At 73.3% G+C, this 21,111-nt stretch carries 19 protein-coding genes and 3 pseudogenes; 15 read left to right on the forward strand and 7 right to left on the reverse strand.

From position 1 onward, the window contains the following. The 4 genes from AB0F11_RS31840 to AB0F11_RS31855 all read right to left on the reverse strand — a co-directional run. On the reverse strand, positions 1–1,083 hold a 1,083-nt coding region (locus AB0F11_RS31840), incomplete at its 3' end, for an STM4012 family radical SAM protein (RefSeq protein WP_362181229.1). After that, the gene (locus tag AB0F11_RS31845) at positions 1,080–1,886 is read right to left on the reverse strand and encodes an STM4013/SEN3800 family hydrolase (protein ID WP_362181302.1); all 807 of its coding nucleotides are present in this window, start codon (positions 1,884–1,886) and stop codon (positions 1,080–1,082) included. The genes AB0F11_RS31840 and AB0F11_RS31845, both read right to left, overlap by 4 nt. 49 nt (positions 1,887–1,935) lie before the next feature. After that, complete coding sequence (locus AB0F11_RS31850) at positions 1,936–3,045, reverse strand: STM4014 family protein (RefSeq protein ID WP_362181232.1); 1,110 nt, start codon at positions 3,043–3,045, stop codon at positions 1,936–1,938. Between the two features lie 12 nt (positions 3,046–3,057). Further along, complete coding sequence (locus AB0F11_RS31855) at positions 3,058–4,017, reverse strand: STM4015 family protein (protein ID WP_362181235.1); 960 nt, start codon at positions 4,015–4,017, stop codon at positions 3,058–3,060. A 179-nt stretch (positions 4,018–4,196) separates the two neighbouring features. On the opposite strand from AB0F11_RS31855, the gene AB0F11_RS31860 reads away from it, so the two are divergent. The 4 genes from AB0F11_RS31860 to AB0F11_RS31875 all read left to right on the forward strand — a co-directional run bounded on the left by AB0F11_RS31860 (position 4,197) and on the right by AB0F11_RS31875 (position 8,364). Beyond that, positions 4,197–4,523: a hypothetical protein gene (locus AB0F11_RS31860; protein WP_362181238.1), complete on the forward strand. Its 327-nt coding sequence runs from the start codon at positions 4,197–4,199 to the stop codon at positions 4,521–4,523. Between the two features lie 58 nt (positions 4,524–4,581). Next, complete coding sequence (locus AB0F11_RS31865) at positions 4,582–5,652, forward strand: DUF6745 domain-containing protein (protein ID WP_362181241.1); 1,071 nt, start codon at positions 4,582–4,584, stop codon at positions 5,650–5,652. A 158-nt stretch (positions 5,653–5,810) separates the two neighbouring features. Next, positions 5,811–7,043, forward strand: coding sequence for a hypothetical protein (locus AB0F11_RS31870; protein WP_362181244.1), 1,233 nt, complete (start codon positions 5,811–5,813; stop codon positions 7,041–7,043). 271 nt (positions 7,044–7,314) lie between these two features. Then, positions 7,315–8,364, forward strand: a complete 1,050-nt coding sequence (locus AB0F11_RS31875; protein WP_362181247.1) for a M4 family metallopeptidase — start codon at positions 7,315–7,317, stop codon at positions 8,362–8,364. Positions 8,365–8,440: 76 nt separating this feature from the next. On the opposite strand, the gene AB0F11_RS31880 is transcribed toward AB0F11_RS31875, so the two are convergent. Then, complete coding sequence (locus tag AB0F11_RS31880) at positions 8,441–9,067, reverse strand: TetR/AcrR family transcriptional regulator (protein WP_362181250.1); 627 nt, start codon at positions 9,065–9,067, stop codon at positions 8,441–8,443. 134 nt (positions 9,068–9,201) lie between these two features. On the opposite strand from AB0F11_RS31880, the pseudogene AB0F11_RS31885 reads away from it, so the two are divergent. From AB0F11_RS31885 to AB0F11_RS31925, 9 genes and pseudogenes are all read left to right on the forward strand, one after another. Continuing rightward, positions 9,202–10,790: pseudogene (locus AB0F11_RS31885) on the forward strand (FAD-binding oxidoreductase); the annotation flags it as partial. Positions 10,791–11,287: 497 nt separating this feature from the next. Next, positions 11,288–11,767, forward strand: coding sequence for a hypothetical protein (locus tag AB0F11_RS31890; RefSeq protein ID WP_362181253.1), 480 nt, complete (start codon positions 11,288–11,290; stop codon positions 11,765–11,767). Beyond that, entirely contained in the window at positions 11,764–12,144 is a 381-nt protein-coding gene (locus AB0F11_RS31895) for a peptidase inhibitor family I36 protein (RefSeq protein WP_362181256.1), read from the forward strand. Before AB0F11_RS31890 ends, AB0F11_RS31895 begins: the two co-directional genes overlap by 4 nt. A gap of 66 nt (positions 12,145–12,210) precedes the next feature. Then, a complete protein-coding gene (locus tag AB0F11_RS31900) occupies positions 12,211–12,600 on the forward strand; it encodes a GntR family transcriptional regulator (RefSeq protein ID WP_362181259.1) in 390 nt (129 codons plus the stop codon). Then, on the forward strand, positions 12,597–13,490 hold the full coding sequence (locus tag AB0F11_RS31905; RefSeq protein WP_362181262.1) for an ABC transporter ATP-binding protein: 894 nt from the start codon (positions 12,597–12,599) through the stop codon (positions 13,488–13,490). Before AB0F11_RS31900 ends, AB0F11_RS31905 begins: the two co-directional genes overlap by 4 nt. Next, entirely contained in the window at positions 13,487–14,410 is a 924-nt protein-coding gene (locus AB0F11_RS31910) for an ABC transporter permease (RefSeq protein ID WP_362181264.1), read from the forward strand. The genes AB0F11_RS31905 and AB0F11_RS31910 overlap by 4 nt, the downstream gene beginning before the upstream one ends. A gap of 65 nt (positions 14,411–14,475) precedes the next feature. Beyond that, positions 14,476–15,789, forward strand: coding sequence for a serine/threonine-protein kinase (locus AB0F11_RS31915; RefSeq protein ID WP_362181267.1), 1,314 nt, complete (start codon positions 14,476–14,478; stop codon positions 15,787–15,789). 45 nt (positions 15,790–15,834) lie between these two features. Next, a complete protein-coding gene (locus AB0F11_RS31920) occupies positions 15,835–17,226 on the forward strand; it encodes a CAP domain-containing protein (RefSeq protein ID WP_362181270.1) in 1,392 nt (463 codons plus the stop codon). A 332-nt stretch (positions 17,227–17,558) separates the two neighbouring features. Continuing rightward, positions 17,559–17,894: pseudogene (locus AB0F11_RS31925) on the forward strand (EamA family transporter); the annotation flags it as partial. Positions 17,895–17,972: 78 nt separating this feature from the next. Here the strand turns inward: AB0F11_RS31925 and AB0F11_RS31930 are convergent. Continuing rightward, the gene (locus tag AB0F11_RS31930) at positions 17,973–18,221 is read right to left on the reverse strand and encodes a hypothetical protein (RefSeq protein WP_362181273.1); all 249 of its coding nucleotides are present in this window, start codon (positions 18,219–18,221) and stop codon (positions 17,973–17,975) included. A gap of 49 nt (positions 18,222–18,270) precedes the next feature. Between AB0F11_RS31930 and AB0F11_RS31935 the strand changes: the two are divergent. Together AB0F11_RS31935 and AB0F11_RS31940 are read left to right on the forward strand one after the other, a co-directional pair. Then, positions 18,271–19,115: pseudogene (locus AB0F11_RS31935) on the forward strand (DUF1152 domain-containing protein). Positions 19,116–19,220: 105 nt separating this feature from the next. Next, the gene (locus tag AB0F11_RS31940) at positions 19,221–19,952 is read left to right on the forward strand and encodes a rhomboid family intramembrane serine protease (RefSeq protein WP_362181275.1); all 732 of its coding nucleotides are present in this window, start codon (positions 19,221–19,223) and stop codon (positions 19,950–19,952) included. A gap of 237 nt (positions 19,953–20,189) precedes the next feature. Here the strand turns inward: AB0F11_RS31940 and AB0F11_RS31945 are convergent, their stop codons facing one another. Continuing rightward, the gene (locus tag AB0F11_RS31945; RefSeq protein WP_362181278.1) at positions 20,190–21,080 is read right to left on the reverse strand and encodes an NAD-dependent protein deacetylase; all 891 of its coding nucleotides are present in this window, start codon (positions 21,078–21,080) and stop codon (positions 20,190–20,192) included. Positions 21,081–21,111: the final 31 nt, after the last annotated feature.

The following is a 21,111-nucleotide window of genomic DNA, read 5'->3' on the forward strand; positions in this document are numbered from 1 at the left end:
GTACCGGCCGTGCACGGCGCGCCCGAAGTCGGCCGTCCCCGTGTAGTCGTCGATGATCGCCCGGATCTCGCCCATATCGACGGCGTAGTCGAAGGAGTAGTGGACGGCGGAGGTGTAGGAGCGGGCGCCGCAGCCCAGCCCGATCATGCCGTCGGTCTGGCAGGCGTGGTCGTCGGGGCCCTGGGGTGCGGCGCCGCCGGGGCGGCGGAACATGCGCATCGACACCTGCTCGTAGCCGTGCGCGAGGAGGTGGTCGCGGCCCTGCCGGTACAGGGCCAGGCGCTGCTCGTCCCACTCCCGGTCGGTGTGCGCGGTGCGCCGGGCGAGGCCGGTCAGCGGCCGTACGTAGAGGGGGTACAGGTACAGCTCCTCGGGCGTCCAGGCGAGCGCGGCGTCCAGGGAGGTGAGCCAGGTGGCGGGGGTCTGCCCGTCGATGCCGTAGATGAGGTCGATGTTGAGGACCGGGATGCGGGCCTCGCGGATCCGGCCGAGCGCGGCCTCGACGTCGGCGCGGCGCTGCGGGCGCACGGCGGCCCGTGCCTCCTCGTCGACGAAGCTCTGGACGCCGAGGCTCAGGCGGGTGGCGCCGCGCTCGGCGAGGACGGCCAGCCGGTCGGCGGTCGCGGTGGCGGGGGAGGCCTCGACGGAGAGCGGGACGGCCCGCAGGTCGGCCCCCATGCGCCGCTCGGCGATGTCACACAGGCGGGTGAGCTCCTGCGCGGTGAGGAACGTCGGCGTGCCGCCGCCGAAGGCCGCGTTGGCGAACCGGACCGGGCCGTCGTCGCCGAGCGCCTCGCGGACGGCGGCGGCCTGGCGGTCGAGCGCGTCGAGGTAGCGGCCGGTGAGGCCTTCGGGGGCGCCGATGCGGGTGAACAGGTTGCAGAAGCCGCAGCGGACCTCGCAGAAGGGTATGTGCAGGTAGAGCGAGAGGGCGTCCTTGGTCTCCCCGCGCCACAGGTCGCGCAGGGCCGGCCGGTCGGGCAGAGGCCGGTAGGCGGTCTTGTGGGGGTAGGCGTAGACGTAGCTCTGGTACGGACGCACGGCGGGGGCGGTCACGGACACGGGGGCGGCGGGGGCGGTCATGCGGACGGCTCCAGGAAGAAGTGGGCGTACGGCACGGTCCACACGGCCTCGTGGGCGAGGCGGTGGCCGGTGTAGCCGTCGTCGCCGTAGGTCGTGCCGTGGTCGGAGCAGACGATGGCGAAGCAGCGGCGGCGCGAGCTCATCGCGGCGAAGAGCCGGCCGATGTGCCGGTCGATGTACTCCAGGGCGGCGGCGTGGCTGGCGCGGGTGTCCCCGGCCTCGCGGGTGGCACCCGGCAGGTGGAACCAGTTGGGCTGGTGCAGCGCCGAGGCGTTCAGGAACAGGAACAGCCGCCGGTCGGCCGGCAGCCCGGCGACGACCTGCTCGGCGCGCTCGACCTGGGCCTCGAAGGAGGTGGGGGAGGCCACGCCGAACGCGGGCTCCCAGTGGCTCTCCTGGAACATCCCGGGCAGTACGCCGCCCAGCGCACCCTGCTTGTTGAAGAAGCCGACGCCGCCGATGCAGACCGTGCGGTATCCGGCCGCGGCGAGCCCGGAGACCAGGTCCGGGGTGTCGAACACGTACGTGCGGCCCGCGGTGGACTCGCTGCCGGCGAAGCGCGCGGCGAACAGCCGCGGATGCGGTCCGGGCGTGGCGGGGGTCGGCAGGAATCCGGCGAACATCGCCTGGTGGGAGGCGTAGGTGAAGCTCCCGGGGGCGTGCCGCCGCTCCCATGCGCCGCCGGGCAGGTGGCGGGCCAGGTTCGGGATGCGCCCCGCGGCGGCCAGCCCGACGGCGACGTCGTGGCGGAGGGTGTCCAGGGTGAGCAGGAGCAGGTCGTCGCGGCCGACGACCTCGTTCATGTCGGGGAGCGCCCGCTCGGGCAGGGCCCCGGGGGACGGCGGGAGGTTCTCAGGCAGGTGCACGGTGGTGGTTCCTTGCGATGTGGTGCGGTGCGGCGGCGACTTGGGCCGCGTACGTGTCCAGGCCCTCGGCCCCGCTGCCGGGCAGGCCGGTGAGGCCCGGCAGGAGGTCGCCGAAGGCGTTGACCTCGGCGACGGCGAACCGCCGCCAGCCGACGGCCGGCAGCAGGTCGACACCGACGCACAGGGTGCCGGGGAAGCAGGCCGCGGCCCGCTCGCAGGTCTCCAGTGCGTCGGCCCATTTCGGGCCCGCGGCCTCGGCGACGGCCGCGAGGTCGCCGCGGCTGCCGCCGAGGTGCAGGTTGGTCATGGGGGAGCGGCTGGTGCGTACGACGGCGTGGGTGGCCCGGCCGGCCACCACGACCACCCGCAGGTCGGCCGCCCGCCCGCCGAGGGAGGCCTTGGGCCACCAGCGTTCGACGTGCAGCCCGTCGGCGGCCAGGGCGTCCACGAGGGCGGCGACCTCCCGCTCGCTCGTGATGCGCCGCACCCGCAGGGAGTTGTGCAGGCTGCCGTCCTCGGCACGCTCGACGGAGGTGGTCGCCCGGATCCGGCCCCCGCCGGCCGTCTCGACGGCGACGACGCCGGACGCGGAGGAGCCGTGGGCGGGCTTGACGAACGCGCGGGGCATGACGTGCGCCGCCATCAGCTCCCGTACGTCGGCCCAGCCGTGCACCGGCGCGGCCCCGCCGGACGTCGGGGACGACGGTACGGGCACCCCGGCGCGGTCGAGGGCGCGGTGGCAGTGCCTCTTGTCGAACAGGACGGCCAGCTCGTCGGGGTCGTCGAGGTGCAGCCCGCCGCTGAGGCTCCGTACGGCCGCGGTGAAGCGGGCGTACCAGCGGGCGCCGCCCTCGACCCGGGTGGGGTCGAGGACGCCGCGCAGCATGCGGTCGACTTCGGGGTTCTCGCCCGGCGAGTCCAGGCGTACCAGCTCGTCGGCGGCGAAGGCCGCACCGCCCTCGCGCAGGACGGAGGTCCAGGGCACGACGCGGGGCGCGGGCTGTCCGGCCTCGCGTACGGCCGCGGTGAACAGGGCGACGCGCCGGTTCTCCGGATTGCCGACGACCGCCCAGCGCGGGGGCGAGTGCTGCGTCATGGGGACGGCTCGCTACTCGCCGACCGCGATGAAGCGGTGGACCCGGCCGTCCCACTCGTCCTCGTAGGCGTGGCCGCCGTCGAGGTCGAGGGTGACGCCGGCGCCCTCCAGGGTGTCCCGGAAGCGCTGCTTCAGCGGGTCGCTGAGGTAGTTGTGGTGCAGGTCGAGCTTCTTGAGGTGGGTGAGGGGCTGGCCGCCGAGCAGCGCGGCACCTCCCTGGTCGGTGAGGACGCCCATGGACAGGTCGAGGGTCTCCAGCCGGGCGACCACGGGCGCGGACGCCATGGCGGTGGCGATCTCGTCCTGGAACTCGCTGTTGCGCAGGGCTAGATGGCGCAGGCCCGGCAGCCGGTCCCCGGCCATGAAGGGCTCCACGTCGGAGAGCTCGCTGTCGCCGCCGTACCCGTCCGTACCGAGCCAGAGGTCGAGGTGCTCCAGGGCGGGCAGGTCGCTGGCGGCGATGTTGCGCACCACCCTGGCGGGGAGCCCGCCGGTTTCGACGGTGAGCGAGCGCAGCCGGCGATGGGTGAAGGGAGGGACGACGAGACCGGTGCCGCCGCGGACCCCGAACTCCTCGAGCTCCGGGAAGGCGTCGAGGAGCGGGCCGACGTCGCCCTGGTTGATCCAGGAAATCTCGCACTCCTCGGACTCCATGTCCCCGAGGAACAGGGCCCGCAGGGCGGGCAGCCCGGCGCGGGCGCCGACGAGCGCTTCGATGATGTCCTCGGGCCCGCTGTCGTACGCGTCCTCCCAGGCGCCGACGACGATCGCGCGGACGCGGCTGGTGTCGACGGCGGCGGTGAAGCGGGCGAAGGCCTCGGTCCAGGACTCCTCGGCGTCGTAGGTGTCGGAGACGATGCGCCAGGCGACGGCCCCGGCCTCGGGCAGCGGGGCCGGGCTCTCGTCGTCCGGGCCGGGGAAGGTGAAGACGGGAAGTCCGTACGACTCCGTCAGATGCCTCGCGTAGCCCATGGTTCCCCGCCGTTCCTCGTCTGTCGCGCCGTCGCGTGTGCCGCGCCGATGTGCTGCAAGTTGTAGCAAGCGGCTCTGACAACACCCCTGGCGGGGCGGTCGACGGCCGTTGTCAGACCCTCCCCGTAGCTTCGGAGACGACGCGGCGCACCGGGCGGCGTGTGGGGAAGGGGACAGTCATGTACCGGCAGGGGGACGTGCTCATCGTGCCGATCGCGGAATCGGCGGTGCCGCCGCACGCGGCCGACGCGCCGGAGGAGCCGCGTGACGGGCGCGGCCGGATGGTGCTGGCCCGCGGCGAGGTCACGGGGCACGCGCACGCGGTGCTGGGCCCGGGCCGGCTGGTGCGGGAGGCGGGTTCCTTCGGGCCGCAGCTGCTGCACCTGCCCGACGGCGGGCGGGTGGTGCACGAGGAGCACGCCGCGATCCCGCTGCCGAAGGGCTGGTACCGGGTGGTGCGCCAGCGGGAGTACGTCCCGGGCGCCGTACGGATGGTGGCGGACTGAGGGGCGGGGCGTGGGGCGCGTGGGGGACATGAAGGACGGGAGGGGCGTGAGGACCGTGATGACGAAGAGCGCGGGAGCAGGGGCAGAAGGGGAAGCGGTGGCCGTGGGGGACGAGGCCGACGCGTGGCGGGCGGCCGCCGTGGCCACCGGGGCCGCGGACCGGACAGCCGCCGAGGCCGGGGTGTGCCTGGCCTACCGGGCTGCCGGCCTACCGGAGCCCGAGCGGATCGTCTGGGTGGACTCGCCGCGGGCCGCGGTCAACCTGCTGGGGGACCCCGACGGCACGTGGGGGACGCAGGCCAGGGGGCGCAGCGTCCGGGACCAGGTCCGCAGTCTGCCCTGGGCGGCAGAGCGCGAGCGGCTGCACGGGGAGCTGGGCCCGCGGGGCTGGGGCCGGCACTGGGCCGTGACCGGTGGCCGCCTGTGGGAGAACACCGAGCGGCTGGCGGACCGGATCCGCGCGGGGCTGGTCGAGGAGTTGGCGGAGGACCGCTCGCAGGAGACCGGGGTACGGCTGCTCCTCCTCGATGCGGTGCTCGGCCAGCACGATGCCGCCTGGCTGTGCGCCTTCGACACCGGGGCGCACTCGCCGCTCGCCGGGCTCGCCGCGGTGGCGCGGTCGGCCGGCTGGTGGTGGCCGTACGAGCGGCTGGCCGTGGTGTGCGAACGGCCGGTGGAGCTGCACCGGGACGAGGCGGGCCGCCTGGACCGCGCCGACGGCCCGGCCCTGGCCTTCCCGGACGGCTTCGCGCTGCACGCCTGGCGCGGGATGCCCGTGCCGGCGGAGTTCCTCGCGGAGCTGGACGCGCTGACGCCGGAGCGCATCCACGGCGAGGAGAACGCGGAGCTGCGCCGGGTGATGCTGGAGCACTACGGCTACGAACGGTACCTGGAGGAGTCGGGCGCCGAACCGATGCACCGGGACGAGGCGGGCGTGCTGTGGCGCATACCGCTGCCGGACGACGAGGACGTCGTCATGGTGGAGGTCGTCAATTCCACGCCGGAGCCCGACGGCACGTACCGGACGTACTGGCTGCGCGTGCCGCCGGACACCCTGACCCCGCGGCAGGGTGTCGCCTGGACGTTCGGCCTGGCTGCGGAAGCGTACGCCCCGCTCCGCGAGACCTGACGGCCGGGCCGGGCCGGGCCGGTACCGGGGCCGGGCCGCTCGGGCGCATCGGAGGTGCAGTTCCGCGCGGGGTTCGCCACACTGACCGGGAAGCACGGCACCGTACCGGTGGTCGGCGAGCACGGCTGGTGACCAGCGGGCGATGGGCAGGGTGCCGGATGCCTGACTCTGTACTGGCGGACCCGGCCCCCGACCCGGACCCGGACCCAGCCCCGAGGGCACGCCGCGCCGGGCGCCATGCTCTGCTGCCTCCGGTTGCCGCATGGCTGATCGCGAACCTGGTCACCTGGCTGGTCGCGCACGGATCCGCAGTGGCCTACTGGTCCACGGGAAGCCGCCGCCGCTGGGATGCCGAGCACTACCTGTCGATCGCCAGGACCGGCTACGAGATGTTCCGGTGCCGGGAACGCTACGCGAACTTCCCCGACGTCGTCTGCGGCAACGTCGCATGGTTCCCCGGATACCCGATGACGGTCCGGGCGGCTTCGGCCACCGGACTCTCCTATGAGTCATCGGCGGTCGTGGTCGCCGAAGCCTCCCTGTTCGGCATGTTCGCGGTGCTGTGGTGGCTGCTCGGCGCCCGGCTCACCTGGGCCACCGGCCTGACCCTGGCCATCGGCACGGTGTTCCCTGGCGGCATCTACTTCCATGCGGTGTTCCCGGTCGCCACCGGCACGCTGGCGCTGCTGGTCTGCACGGCCGGAGTGAAGCGCGGTTCCTGGGCCCTTGCCGGGGCCGGCGGTTTCGTGGCGGCCGCCTGCCATCCTGTCGGCGCCGTCGCCGCCGTCATGCTGCTGTCGAGCGCGATATTCGCGTGGCGCAGGGACTCCTGGCCCGTGCGGTGCGCGAAGGCCGCGCTCTCGGCAGCGCTCACGGTCTGCGGCGTGCTCTGGTCCACATGGCTGATGTGGCAGGCGACCGGCCGCTGGGACGCGTACGAGACCATCCAGCGGGTCAGCTACGGCCAAGGCGACGTACGCCAGCCCTTCGACGAGATGGGGAAGGCCTACCACTTCCCGTTCAGCGACTGGTACAGGCCCCGGGGGAACCTGCCGTGGCTGGTGGAACACAGCCTCGCCGCGCACAGGGCGGAGCTCTGGCTGAACGTCACCTTCGTGCTGCTGGTGTCGGCGACGGCCGCAGTTCGACTCATCCGCCGCCACCGCCTCCCGGTGGAGGATTGGGCCGCCCTGATCCTGACCGCGTCGGTCTTCCTGCTGCCGTTCTTCGCCGGGGCGGAGATGTCGTGGTACCGCAACCATGCGCAGATGTTCGTCGGTCTCGTCCTGGTCAGGCGCGTGCCCCGATGGATGCAGGTGGTACTGCTGGCGCTCTGCACGGCGCAGTACGCCCGTCTGGGAGCGATGTTCTTCGCCGGGGTACTGGTGTGACCCGAAGGGGCCGCCGTAGTGCCCACCACGCGGACACCCGGCGCGGAGCCGCCTCCGACGGCACGTAAGCCGTGCCGTGAAGCCCCCGCACGGCGGTCGGCGCAGCCGCTGGCGGGGCCGTCATTGCCCAGGTGGGGGCAGTACAGAAGCCGCATGCGAGGGCAGCTGTGCTCACACTGCCCGCCGATTTTTGTCAGGGGCTGTTCAAAGTGGGAGGGCTTGGGCGAGGATCACGCCCGCACCATGCCTGCACCACCACAGGAGGATGTCTATGACTCGCCGCACACCCCGCGGCATGATCGCCGCGGCCACCGCCACCGTGGCGCTCTTCTCGCTCGCCGGTCCGGCAACGGCACAGTCCTCGGCCGCGACGGCCGGCGCCGCGCTGCCCCAAGGCCGGGTGTTCATGGTCAACCCCGTGCAGGCCACGGGAGACCAGGGACTCACCGACGGCAAGGACGCCGACTCCGCCGTCCCCGCCTCCGCGTACACCCTGGCCGCCCTGCGCAACCTGGACGGCAGCGGCGGGCTCAGCGGCCGTTGGGCCTCCGTCCGTTCGGACACCGGCGCGTCGGCCAAGGTCGGCGAGGCGGCCGGGTACACCCGCCACGACGACCAGTTCGAGCAGGTCATGGCCTACTTCTGGGTCAACGAGGCGCAGGAGTACCTCCAGTCCCTCGGCTTCGGCACCGAGCTGCGGGGTGCCAACGACCGGGTGCAGCCCGTGCGCATCAACCAATGGGGCGCTGACAATTCCTTCTTCACCGACAAGAAGGACGAGATCCGCTTCGGCAAGGGCGGTGTCGACGACGCAGAGGACGCGGAGGTGATCGTCCACGAGTACGGCCACGCCGTGCACGAGGCACAGGTCCCCGGGGTCGGCGCCTCACCCGAGGCAGGGGCGATCGGCGAGGCCTTCGGCGACTACCTCGCCGTCGCGGTCGGGGAGTACGCCGACGGCCGCTACGGCTGGCCCCGCAAGACCGACGTGGGCTGCGTGGCGGACTGGGACTCCACCGGTTACAGCGCCGCGCCGCACTGCCTGCGCCGGATCGACGGCAACAAGGTCTACGCCGACCGCGTCGGCGAGGTGCACGCGGACGGGGAGATCTGGTCCCGCGCCCTCTTCGACGTCCGTGGTGCGCTCGGAGCCCGTACCGCCGACCGGATCATCGTGAACGCGCAGTTCGGCTTCGCTCCCGACACCAGCTTCGCGGACGCGGCCCGGACGACGATCGCGACGGCCGAGCGGATGTACGGCGCGACCGCGGCGCAGAAGGTGCGCGCGGCTTTCGCGGCGCGTCAGATCCCGGGCATCTGAGGCCCGCCGTCCGGGGGACCCGTACGAGGGGCGGTACGGCCGCCGCCGCGCGGGTTCCCCGGACGAACGCAGCCCGTCAGCCGTCGGCGAGGAGGGTTCGGCCGGCCGTGAAGAGCCGTGCGCAGCGTTGCGCCATGGCCTCGGGTGACTCGTCGGGATGGTTGACCCACCAGCGGACCAGGGCGGTACACAGGCCGCGCCAGGCGTGGGCGAGGGCGTCGGCGTCGAGCGGGTCGCCGGATCCGGCCGCGGCCAGGAGCTCGGCGGTGCCGGACGCGGCGAGCTCGTCGATGGCGCCGCGGTAGTACGCGGCCCGCCGGGCGGCATCGCTGTCCGGCGGCAGCGTGGCGTCGTACAGGACGAACCACGCCTCGCGCTGCCCGTCGAGGACGGTGAACAGGGCGCGGAGCACGCGCAGTGCGGTGGGCGGCGCGCCGGAGGCGTGTTCGGCCATCGCGGCGCGGATGCCGTCGAGCAGCCGGTCGCCCACGGGGTCCAGGCAGGCGAGGTAGAGGTCCTGCTTGCTGCCGAAGTAGTGGTGGAGCAACGCCTTTGTGACCCCCACGCGGGCGGCGATGGCGGCCACGGTGGTGGCCTCGTAGCCGTGGCGGCCGAACCCCGCGGTGGCGGCGGCCAGGACCTGTCGTTCGCGCGCGGCCCTGGGCACGCCCTTGGTGCCGGCCCTGGAGGGAAGGATTGTCATGGCCCCAACATAACCCTAGGGTAATTTCCCGTTGGGTGAATTCCCCGGACCCCGCTGGGAGCACACGCATGTCTGCCACCCCGTCCGACCCCCGCTCCTCCCGCACCCTCCGTGCCTCCAGTAACTCCCATACCTCCCGTACCCGCTCCTGGTGGGGCTGGGGCTACGCCGACGCCCACCCCGACGACGCCGAATGCGCCGCCCTGGGCGCCCTGCTGCGGGGCACCCTGTCCCGCCCGCTGCCGATACCCCGGGTCGCGGACCTGCCCATGTCCCGTCCCGGCGCGGCACCCCCGCCGTCACTGGCGCACCTGGTCACCGCCGATCCCGACGTGCGCGCCGCCCACGCCATGGGCAAGGCCTACCGCGACGTCATCCGGGCCCTGCGCGGCCGGCCCGGCCGGATCCCCGACCTGGTCGCCCGCCCGACCTCCGACCAGGACGTGTCCGACCTGCTGGACTGGGCCGGCGGGCATGGCGTGGCCGTCATCCCCTTCGGCGGCGGCTCCTCGGTGGTCGGCGGCGTGGAGTACCGGGGCGACGCCCACCGCGCCGTGCTGTCGCTCGACCTGACCTCGATGGACCGGGTCCTGGAGATCGACACCGCCGGCCGCTCGGCCCGAATCCAGGCCGGCGCGCTCGGCCCCGTCCTGGAGGAGCAGCTGCGGCCCCACGGCCTCACCCTGCGCCACTTCCCGCAGAGCTTCGAGTTCTCCACCCTCGGCGGCTGGCTGGCCACCCGGGCCGGCGGCCACTACGCCACCGTCCGCACCCACATCGACGATTTCGTGCAGTCGCTGAACGTGGTCACGCCCGCCGGGGTCAGCACGTCCTGGCGCCTGCCCGCATCCGGCGCCGGACCGTCACCCGACCGCCTGTTCCTCGGCTCCGAGGGCGCCCTCGGCGTCATCACCGAGGCGTGGATGCGCCTGCAGGAACGTCCCCGCTTCAAGGCGTCGACCTCCGTGGCCTTCGCCGACTTCCACCAGGCCCTGGAGGCGGTGCGGGCCATCGCCCAGTCCGACCTCGCCCCGGCCAACTGCCGCCTGCTCGATCCCGGCGAGGCGCTGCTGGCCGGCGCCTCACAGGACGGCTCGGCCGTCCTCGTCCTGGGCTTCGAATCAGCCACCGCCCCCGTCGAGGGCCGGCTCGCGAACGCCGTGGACCTGGCCCGCGCCCACGGCGGCAGCGGCGGGACACCGACAGCGGACCGCGACGCCCCGGCCGCCGGAGCCGCCGCGGCCGACGAAGCCGTGAGCGCCTGGCGCTCGGCGTTCCTGCGCATGCCCTACCTGCGCGACGGTCTGGCCCGCATGGGCGCCGTCGTCGAGACCTTCGAGACGGCCGCCACCTGGGACAGGATCCCCGGCCTGATCGACGCCGTACGCACCGAGGTCGGCGCCGCAGCCCTGAAGGCCACCGGACACCCGGCCACCGTCGACTGCCGCCTGACGCACGTCTACCCCGACGGCGCCGCCCCCTACTTCACCGTGGCCGTGGCCGGCAGGCCCGGCGACGAGGCGGAGGTCTGGGACGACATCAAGGCCGTCGCGAACGACGTCCTGCACCGCCACCGGGCAACCGTCACCCACCACCATGCCGTCGGCCGCGACCACCGCCCCGGCTACGACCTCCAGCGCCCGGAGCCCTTCGCGCTGGCACTGCGCGCCGCCAAGAACGCCCTGGACCCCACATCCTCAACCCGGGCGTCCTGATCGACTGACGCCGGTCCAGCACCTCCCCGAAGGAGCGCGACGGTCGCGTCACGGCGCCACCGCCGCGCCCGACCCGCGTCAGCGATGCGTCGACCTGGCGGACCTGCACCCGCATCACGCGGCCGACGCCGTCCCCAGCGGGACTTCGGCCGCCCGTACCGCGCTGCCCATGCCCCCGCCACCCCTCCCCGTCGCCCAACTCTTGTACGACTGAGCAGAGTTGCGGCAACCCCAACCGGCGTGTGCGCCGCGTATGGCCGAAACCCGGCCACCGGATACCGGATGGGGGGCGTGCCTTCGGGGGTTCTTGATCGTTTGATGCGGTGTGGGGATCAGTACTGCCCGGCTGTGGGCGTCCGGCCGCAGGGCGACAGGCGTCGTGTTGACTGCGTTGTGCCTCTGCCTCTGGGGCTGCACGACGCAGTCCCGGCCTCCGCTTCCCCGGTCGGAGCAGGGCCGCAGCGATCTGATCAAGGCCGCTCAGCAGATGTACGTGGACCGGTGCATGACGGCCCGCGCCGCGTCGCTCGGCCCCCAGGAGCGGCAGGCGGCGATGTTCGGCGCCGCTCCGGCAGAACTGTCCGTCACCCTCGCCACCGGCTACACCGTCCGCGCCCATACCGACGGCTGTCTGGCCGAGGCCCACCGCTTCCTGTACGGCGACCAGGCCCGCTGGTTCCGCGCCGAGGTCACCGTCAACAACCTGCGCCCCGAGGCCCAGGCCCGGCTCGGCGAGGATCCCGCCTACCGGGCGGCCCTCGCCCGCCGGGCAGCGTGCGACGACCACGACGCCCCCTGCATCCGGGCCAGCGGCCTGGAGGAGTTGCGCACCCGCCTGGAGCCCGCCCGGCTCGCCGAGGTCCGGGCCGCGCACCGCGCCGAGATCACCGCCTACGACCAGCTGCGCGACCGCGCACTGCACCGCGCGGCCGCCCTGCTGGCCGCTGCCCCACCCCCCAACCGGAAAGGTCACGACCCCTCATGACGAAATTCAGGCTGCTCACCGCCACCGCTGCGGCGGCGTTCCTCGTCCTCACCGGCGGCCTGGCCGCGGCCGGCCCCGCCGGTGCGGCGGACTGCCCCAGCGGAGAGTTCTGCGCCTGGGAGCACGCGGACTTCAAAGGACAGCGCGCGAACTGGTCCGGAGACGACGGCTGGTGGGAGAGCTGGATCGCCGACGAGGACTCCTCCTGGGCCAACCACGGCATCTCCGGGCCCGGCATCAAGGACCACGTGAAGGTCTACTCGAGCGCCCACCAGGGCGGTCACATGACCATCTGCCTGACCCCCGGCCAGGAGGTCAACGCCAACAGCGCAGCCAACGACAACGGTGACTCCCACACCTGGGCCATGAGCTGCTGACCTTGACATGAACCCGCCCTTAGCCTCACCCTTTCACTACTCAATTAGTGAAAGGGTGAGGTTGTCGTGCTGGAATACCGCATCGACCGGCACAGCGGCGTCGCCACGTACGTGCAGATCGTGCAGCAGACCAAGCAGGCCCTGCGCCTGGGGCTGCTGCAACCCGGCGACAAACTGCCCGCCGCCCGCGAGGTCGTGGAGGCCACGGCCATCAACCCCAACACCGTCCTGAAGGCCTACCGCGAGCTGGAACGCGAAGGCCTGGTCGAGGCGCGCCGGGGTCTGGGCACCTTCATCCGAAAGGCCCTGGGCAACGCCCCGGCCGACTCCCCGCTGCGCGGGGAACTCGCCGACTGGGCGCGCCGGGCGAGGGAGGCCGGGATGGACCGGGACGACGTGGCCGCACTCTTCACTTCCGTACTGGAACAGCAGTTCAAGGGGGGCGGCGAGGCATGACGGACACGGATACCGTGATAGAGGCGGCGGGCCTGGGCCTGCGCTATGGCCGCCGGGGGGTCTGGGCGCTGCGCGACTGCTCCTTCCGGGTGCCACAGGGCCGGGTCTGCGCCCTGGTCGGCCCCAACGGCGCGGGGAAATCAACCCTGCTGCTCCTCGCCGCCGGGCTCATACGACCCACGGAGGGCACCCTGCGGACGGCCCGGCGCGAGAAGCTGGCGTACGTGGCCCAGGACAAGCCCCTCTACCCGCAGCTCACCATCGGCGAGACCCTCCGGATGGGCCGCGACCTGAACCCCGGCCGCTGGGACGCCCGGACCGCAGAGCGGATCGTCGAGGCCGGGGCACTCGCCCCGGACGCAAAGGTCCGCTTACTCTCCGGCGGCCAGCGCACCCGTGTCGCCCTCGCCCTGGCCCTCGGCAAGCGGCCGAGCCTGCTCCTCCTGGACGAGCCGATGGCCGACCTCGACCCGCTCGCCAGGCACCAGCTCATGGGCGTCCTGATGGCCGACGCCGCCGAGAACGGCACGTCGGTGGTCATGTCCTCGCACATCATCGGCGAGCTGCGCGAGGCCTGCGACCACCTCCTCCTCGTCGATCGCGGCCGCATCCGGCTCGCCGGCCCCCTGGAGGAGGTGCACCACGCGCACCGGCTGCTCACCGGCCCCGCCACGGCCGCCGCCGACCCCGCCCGGCACACCGTCGTCGAATCCCGGACGACGGGCCGGACGGTGACCGCACTCGTACGCCCGCAGGGCCCCGTCGACACCCTGACCTGGCAGACGGAGGTCACCTCCCTGGAGGAGCTGGTCCTCGCCCACCTGCGTTCCCCCGACGCCCCACCCCTCGCCGTCGAGAGCTCCCGGGCAGCCGCGGGGGTGCAGGCATGAGCATGAGCCTGCTGACCTTCAAGGGCCCTTTCCGGACCGTGGTCCGCCTGCACCGGCACACGCTGTGGGCCCTGGCCGCCCTGACCGCCGTCTGCCTCGCCGCCGTGGCCGCCCTACGTTCCTGGGCGGGCCCGGCCGCCGAGTCCGGCCCGCCCAACGAAGGCTGGCGCCTGCTGCAGCTCGGCATGCAGTACACGGGAACCGGCCTGCTGTTCCTGCCCGTGCTGGTGGGCGCCTTCGCGGCCGGCCCGCTGACGGCCCGCGAACTGGAGAGCGGCACCTGGCGGCTGGCCCTCACCCAGTCCTCCGGACCGAGGGCATGGCTCGGCGCCAGGGTCCTCGTGGCGGCGACGGCCGCCGCACTCGCCTCGGCCGTGCTTGTCGGGATCTACCGACTCGGCTGGGCCCGCGTGCCCAACACCCACCAGCTGCACTGGGCCGACCGCGGAACGTACGAAGCCACAGGCCCCGTCCTCGTCGCGTACTGCCTGCTCGGGGTGGCCCTCGGCGTCCTCGTCGGGCAGCTGGTGCGGCGCACCCTCGCCGCGATGGCCGTCACGGGCCTGCTGACCTCTCTGGCCGTGCTGGGCTTCGGCTCCCTGCGGTGGTCCATCCTGCCCACGCAGACCAACACCCTCCCGTACCCCGGCCGTCCCTTCGGGGCGCCCGGGTCCGCGCTGGTCACGGATTCGGGACTGCTCACCGGCTCGGGTGAACGCCTCCCCTACGACGCCTGCTTCGCGCGGACCAAGAACCTGGACAACTGCCCCGCCGACATGAACATCACGGCCCGGTACACGGAGTTCCACCCCGCCTCGCACCACTGGCCGACCCAGCTCATCGAGACGTCCCTGGCCCTGTCCCTGGCCGTCATCGCCCTGTGGGCCGCCTTCAGACTCGCGCGCACCGGGCGAGCCTGAGCAACGGGCAGCGATCGCGCCGGATTCCGACCGCCCACTTGATCGGGAGTGGTTAGGGTGGGCGGGTGGCAGACGCGAACGGGGTGCTCATCGGCGACAGGTACCAACTCCTCGAACTCATAGGCCAGGGCGGCATGGGCCGGGTGTGGCGCGGAGTGGACCGCACGCTGGGCCGGGAGGTCGCGGTCAAGCAGCTCCTCCTCCCGCAGGGCGTCGCCGACGAGCAGCGCGCGATCCGGCTGCAGCGCGTGATGCGCGAGGCCCGCGCCGCCGCCCGGCTCAACCACCCCGGCATCATCACGGTGCACGACGTGGTCGAGCACGAGGGTGCCCCGGCCATCGTGATGGAGTACGTGAAGGGCACCTCCCTCGCCGCGGCCGTGGCGCGGGAGGGCCGCCTGCCGGTCCAGCGGGTCGCCGAGATCGGCGTGATGATGCTGAAGGCGCTCGCCAAGGCCCACGCCGTCGGCACCGTGCACCGCGATCTCAAGCCGGACAACGTCCTGTTGACGGACGACCGCGTCGTCATCACGGACTTCGGCATCGCGCACGTCTCGGACGCCACCATGACGCTCACCCACACCGGCACCCTCATCGGCACGCCCGCCTACATGGCTCCCGAGCAGCTGGAAGGCAAGCCGCCGACGCCCGCCACCGACCTGTGGTCGCTGGGCGCCACCCTGTACACCGCGCTGGAGGGCCGCCCTCCCTTCACCGCGGACACGTTCTCCGCCCTGTGCGTGGCCATCGTCATGCAGGAGCCGCCCGTACCGGAGGGGGCCGGGCCGCTGGCGCCCGTGCTGGCGGCCCTGCTGACCAAGGAACCGGACCGGCGGGCCACCGCCGGGCAGGCCCTGGCCGCACTGGAGGCGGTGGCCCGCGGGGAGGAGCCCTCCTCGGCCGCTACGCCGGGCCCGCGTGCGGCGGTCGCGGCCGCTACGCCGGGCCCGGCACCGGCACCGGATCCGACACCGGCACCGGATCCGACACCGGCCCCGGGCACTGCCCGCGTGCCGGCCCGGGCGAAGCCCCTCCCGGGCCTGCTGTTGCGTGCCATGGGCTGCTTCGTTCTGGTCTGGGCGGGGACGGTCCTGCCGTGGAACGACATCCACAACTGGGGCGGGATGAGACGTGAAGCGCTCATCTCCGGAGCCGCGTTGGTGATGGCCGCCGCGAACACGGCGCTGCGTCCCCGGCGGGGAGCAGCCGCGATCCGGATCTTCTCCTTCGTTCTGTTGAACGCCGTCCTGATGGCGGTGGCGGCCTGGATCTGGCCCATCGGGCACGGGTGGGGCCTGCGCGGCATCACGTACAACGCGCTGCTCCTGGGCACGGGCTGCTGGGCCCTGTGGTGGTGGGTGTCGAGGCGGGAACGCTGAGTGCAACCGCAGGCGGCGCATTCACCCGAGTGGAGTAATCGGCCGATGGCCGGGCGGGTGGATGTCCGCCGAATGGGTGACGATGATCTCATCGTCCGGCGTGCGGAGACCTCCACGCCGACCTCATCCCCATGCGGTCGTTTCGGGCGTGCGGAGTACGGCACCCCGGCGTTTTCGGCTGCATTGAAACCCGTACCCGTTTCGGGGTGTTCCATGAAACAAAAGTCCTTCGCAACGGCGGCTGCGCTCGTGTGCGGCCTTGTCATGATGGGCCCGATATCGGCGGCCTCGCCCCACGTGCGCGCCGCTCCGGCCCCTGCTTCCGTGGGGAAATCTCCCACCTGCCCCTCGTCCAACGCCCCGCCCGGAACGGGCTCGCAGATATCCGCCGCCGACGCTTCCGAGATCGTCCGTATCCACAACGACGCGCGCCGGGCGGCCGTCCAGAAGTACAGCCCCGGCTCCTCCGTGGTTTCTGTCGCGTGGAATCCCAAGCTTGCCTGTGACGCGCAGGCCTGGGCCGACGACCCGGCATCCAGCCAGGGAGGTGGACTGCACCACAGCAGCCGTGACACCAACGGCAACGAGGGCGAGAACCTTTTCAACGCCTTCCCCGGCCCGGCGCGGCCGCTGATGGCGCTGGACCCATCGGTGAGCTTCAGCTGGATGGCGGAGAAGCCCAAATTCGACGCCGACAACAACGCCCCGATCAACAGCAGCGCATCCGCGGGCACCAATTACCGTGCGTGGGGTCATTACTCCCAGATGATATGGATGTCTCCCGCATCGGCGACCACCGCGGTCGGCTGTGGCGTGAAAGACGGAGTGCCCGTGGCGGGCAGTACGGGTTGGATCCTGGTGTGCCGGTACACCGCCGCAGGCAATATCAACGGACAGCGGGCCGTCGCCCCGTCTGCGGCACCTGCACCGGCCACGGCCTGTGACCCGGCCGCCGTCAACCGGGCGCCGACCGCCGGAACGGAGGCCCAGGCGAGGGCTGCCGTGATCTGCCTGATCAACGCGCAGCGCACGCAGCGTGGGCTCCCCGCCCTCACCGTCAACCAGCCCCTGACGAACGCGGCCCAGCAGCATGCCGCCGCATCCGTCCAGCTGAAGTGGTGGGGACCGGGCGCGGACCCGCACCGCAACCCCCAGACCGGCTCGACACCACAGAGCCGCATCACGGGGGCCGGATACTGCCCCAGCCCCGTGTCGTGGGAGTTCAGCGAGATCACCTACACCGGCTGGGGCGGATCGGGTACCCCGCAGGCAGCCGTCAACTGGTGGATGAACAGCCCCGGCCACCGCGCCGCCATCCTCAAGCCGTCCCTGCGCGACATCGGCGCGGCAGCCCTGCCCGGCGCGGCGGACAAGGCCGGCGCCGCATCGTCCAACGCCGGCACCTACGTGGTGGACTTCGGACGCTGCCAGCGGTGAATCCCCCACGGGAGCTTGGTGCCAAGGCACGGACCGGGGGGTCCAGCCGGGCGGAATCTCATGGTTTCACCCCGTAGGTCCGCCCGGTCCAGCCCCGATAGCTTCGCCACATCCGTGAAGTGGTGTGCTTCCTTCAGGCCGTCGAGCGCGGCGGGGCGGCCCTGGCCACGGCCTTCGCCTTCGGGACCGTGCCCGTGATCGGCGGCCTGTGCGTCCGGGGGCTCTCCGGCGAGCGGCTGACGCGGCGGTGGCTGTGGGGGACCGGCTGCGCCGTGGTCGGGATCGGTCTGTTGCTGCTGCCCGGCAGCGGGGCCCGCGCGGATCTGCCGGGCGTGCTGTTCGGTGTGGGGGCAGGGGCCGGCTTCGGCGTCTACATCGCCGCCACGAAGGTACTGGGGGCGCGCGGCGCGGACCTCGGCGCGGCGGCCCCCGTGAGCGTGCTGTGCGCGGGGCTGCTGGTCTCCCCGTACCTGCTGGTGGCGCCCGAGGGGCTGGCCACGGCCCGCTCGGCGGCCCTGATCGGCTGGCTCGGCCTGGGGACGACCGCGCTCGGCTACCTCCTCTTCACCCGGGGGGTCGGCCGGCTCAGCGCCGCGACGACGGGGACGCTGAGCCTGACGGAGCCGCTGGTCGCGACGGTGCTCGGGGTGGCGGTGCTGGGCGAGCGGCCGGGGCCGTCCGCCGCGGCCCGAGGTGATAACGGACCCCGGGTCCGAGTCCGAGCCCCGGCTCGAACCCCGGCGGGCCTAACGGTCCCGGTACGAGCGCATGGTGGCGTGCACGCCGTCGGAGAAGAACATCAGGCCGACGGCGTCCGCCCGGGCCATGCCCTCCAGGGTCAGCGCCAGCGCCCCGTCCGCCTCACGCAGCCAGCGCCGCTCCAGCAGGGTGGCGAGCTGCGGGCCGAAGTCGTCCTCGAAGCGGGTGGCGAACAGCTGCTCGTACGGGGCGGGGCGCAGTCCGGTCGACTCCAGGAGGTGCTGGAGCACGTACATCCGGCGCCGATCCTGCACCTACGCGTGCGAGCGGCTGGTCGTCGACCCCGTGCCGGGCCCCCGCCGCACCACGGACTTCACCGGCACCCGGCCGGCCGCGCCGGACCTCGCCCTGGTCACCCCGGCGACCGTGCCCGTCGCCCCGGCCGGCTCCCTGCTTCCGCGGCTGTCCGGCGAACTGCGGCCGCAGCTCGGGCTGCTGGACCCGTACGGCGGCACGCGCGGCCTGGCCCGCCAGATCGCGGCGGCCGCCCGCTGGTGCCGGGCCGACCGGATCGACCTCGTGGACGTCGGCGGCGACATCGTCGCCCACGGGGACGAGCCCACCCTGGCAGCCCGCTGGGCGACGCCCTCGCCGTCGCCGCCTGCGCGGCCACCGGCCTGCCCACCACCGTGTACGTCGCCGGGCCCGGCCTCGACAACGAGGTGCCCCTGCCCGACCTGCTGCCGAGGCTCGGCGAGCCCGCCTGCGCCCTTGGCGCCGTGCACACCGAGGCCGTGGCCGGCGTGTTCGACTGGCACCCTTCGGAAGCCGGCGCCCTGCTGGTCGCGGCCGCGCGAGGCGTACACGGAGTCTGCGGAACCCGGGACGCGCCCCAGCCCGTGCACCTGGACGACACCGCCCGCCAGGTCCACCGGCTCACCCTGGACCGCGTCCTCGAACTCAGCCAGCTCACATGGACGTTGGCCGGTTGTACCCCCGCGACGCTCCTGGAGCGCTTCGCGGCCTGGGAGCGCGAGACGCTGACGCAGGGCATCGCGTACGCCACCACCCGCAGGATCGTCGAGGAACTCGGCCTGACCGGCCCGCAGGCCCGCACCTTGCTCGCCCTGCTGCGCACGACCGCCCCCGCGCGCCACATCCCGCCGCTGTGGAGGCTCGCCACCCGGTGACCGAGCCCGGGGCCGTGCCGCTCGGCAAGGGGTGACTTTTGTCATGCCCGGATCCAAGAGGTGGATCTCTGCCCAAGGCGCATTCCGCTCGGCAAGATACGCATCATGAATGTGCACGTTGTGGTTCTGTACTTCTGCGCGGCGGCGGTGGTCCTGCCGGGATCGCAGCTCATCGTGGCCCTGGCGGGGACCGGGACAGGGACGCAGACGCGGACGGGGACGGGCCCCGGGAAGGGCGCCGAGCAGGCGCCTCCCGTCCGGCTGGCGGCTGCCCTCTGGGGCCGGCCGAGGCCATGGGCTTCGGCGGTCCTGTGCGGGCTCATGGCCACGATGGCCGTGATCCAGACCCTCGCTCCCGCCGTCATGCCCCACCTGGAACGCGTCCCCGACGGCGAGTGGTGGCGGGCGGTGACCGCGCTGCTGGTCCAGACGTCCGGCTGGGGCCAGCTCGGCTTCAACCTCGCGGCGCTCGCCGTCGTCGCTCCGGCCGCCGAGCGCCGACTGGGCGGTCTGCTGATGCTCGCCGTCTTCCTGGCCTCCGGAATCGTGGCCCAGGCCGTGAGCATGGCCGGATGGAGCGTCCACGGAGGCGGTGACTCGGTGGGCATCTGCGGCCTGGTCGGCGCCCTCGCCGTCGAGTGCGCCCTGGGCCGAGGACAGCGGCCGCGGCCGCTGCGGCTGCTGTCCCTCCTCGTCCCGGCCGCCGGGGTGGTGCTGTGCCTGCTGGAGAACAACCACGGGATGGGCCTCCTCGCCGGCAGCGCCGCGGGAGTGGCCGTTGTCCTGCTCGCACCGGAATCCCGCGAGCGCCGGCGCCCGCTGGGGGAGACCGGCTGAGCCCCCGCCGCGCGTGCGCCTGGACGGTACGGGCGACGGCCCACGGACTCCCGCCCGGCGCTTGCCAGGCCCCCTCTGACCAGCGTCTTCGGGATCCTCGTAGAGCCTGCTCTGCGGCCACGGCCAGATGCGGCCGAGGCTGCGGTCTCGACATCGGGTGCGCATGCGGCCTGTTCGCCGGCGCCGGTTGGGCCGACATCGGCTTCGCTCCGCTCACCGCCACCCGCGGATGAGCACCTACGCCGCGTCCACGGGGATGGCCAGGAGGTCGGCCACGGTGGTGAGCGCCGTACCCAGCGGGAGCGCGATCCGGGTGAGAGCGTGCCGGTCGCCGCGGGTCGGGTCCCGGTTGACGATCAGCACCGGCTTTCCGGCCTCGGCTGCCTGGCGGACGAAGCGCAGTCCGGACATCACCGTCAGCGAGGAGCCCAGGACGATCAGGGAGGCTGCCTCCCTGACCAGTTCGCGGCACTGCTCGACCCGTCGTGGCGGAACGGCTTCGCCGAAGAACACGACGTCCGGTTTGAGGATGCCGCCGCAGGCCGTGCACGGCACCACGCGGAAGTCTCCGACCTGCTCGTCGGTCAGGTCGGCGTCGCCGTCCGGGTTCATGGCGGCGGCCACCGGCTCGAACCCCGCGTTCGCCTCCCCCAGCCGCTCGGCCAGTTCCCGGCGCGAGCTGAAGGCCCCGCAGGAAAGGCAGACGACCCGGCCCAGGCTCCCATGCAGTTCCACCACGCCCTCGCTGCCCGCGGCCTGGTGCAGGCCGTCGACGTTCTGGGTGATCACGCCCTTGAGCAGCCCGTGCCGTTCGAACGCGGCCACGGCCCGGTGACCGGCGTTGGGCCGGGCCCGGCCGAACGTACGCCAGCCGAGGTGACTGCGCGCCCAGTACCTGCGCCGGGCCTGAGCGCCGCCGGTGAAGTCCTGGTAGGTCATCGGAGTGTGCCGGCTCAGGCTCCCGCCCTCGCCCCGGTAGTCGGGGATCCCCGACTCCGTGGAGATCCCCGCGCCGCTGAGCACCAGCACACCGCCGGTGCTCAGCGCATCGGCGACCGGCCCCGGATCCGTGGTGCCCGGGGGCAGGTCCTCGGTGGGGGTCCAGCTCAGAGTAGGCCGCATGCGCATGCCGCCAGCGTACGGAACGAACCCGACACCG

The organism is Streptomyces sp. NPDC032472 (genome assembly GCF_040636955.1).
Classification (GTDB): domain Bacteria; phylum Actinomycetota; class Actinomycetes; order Streptomycetales; family Streptomycetaceae; genus Streptomyces.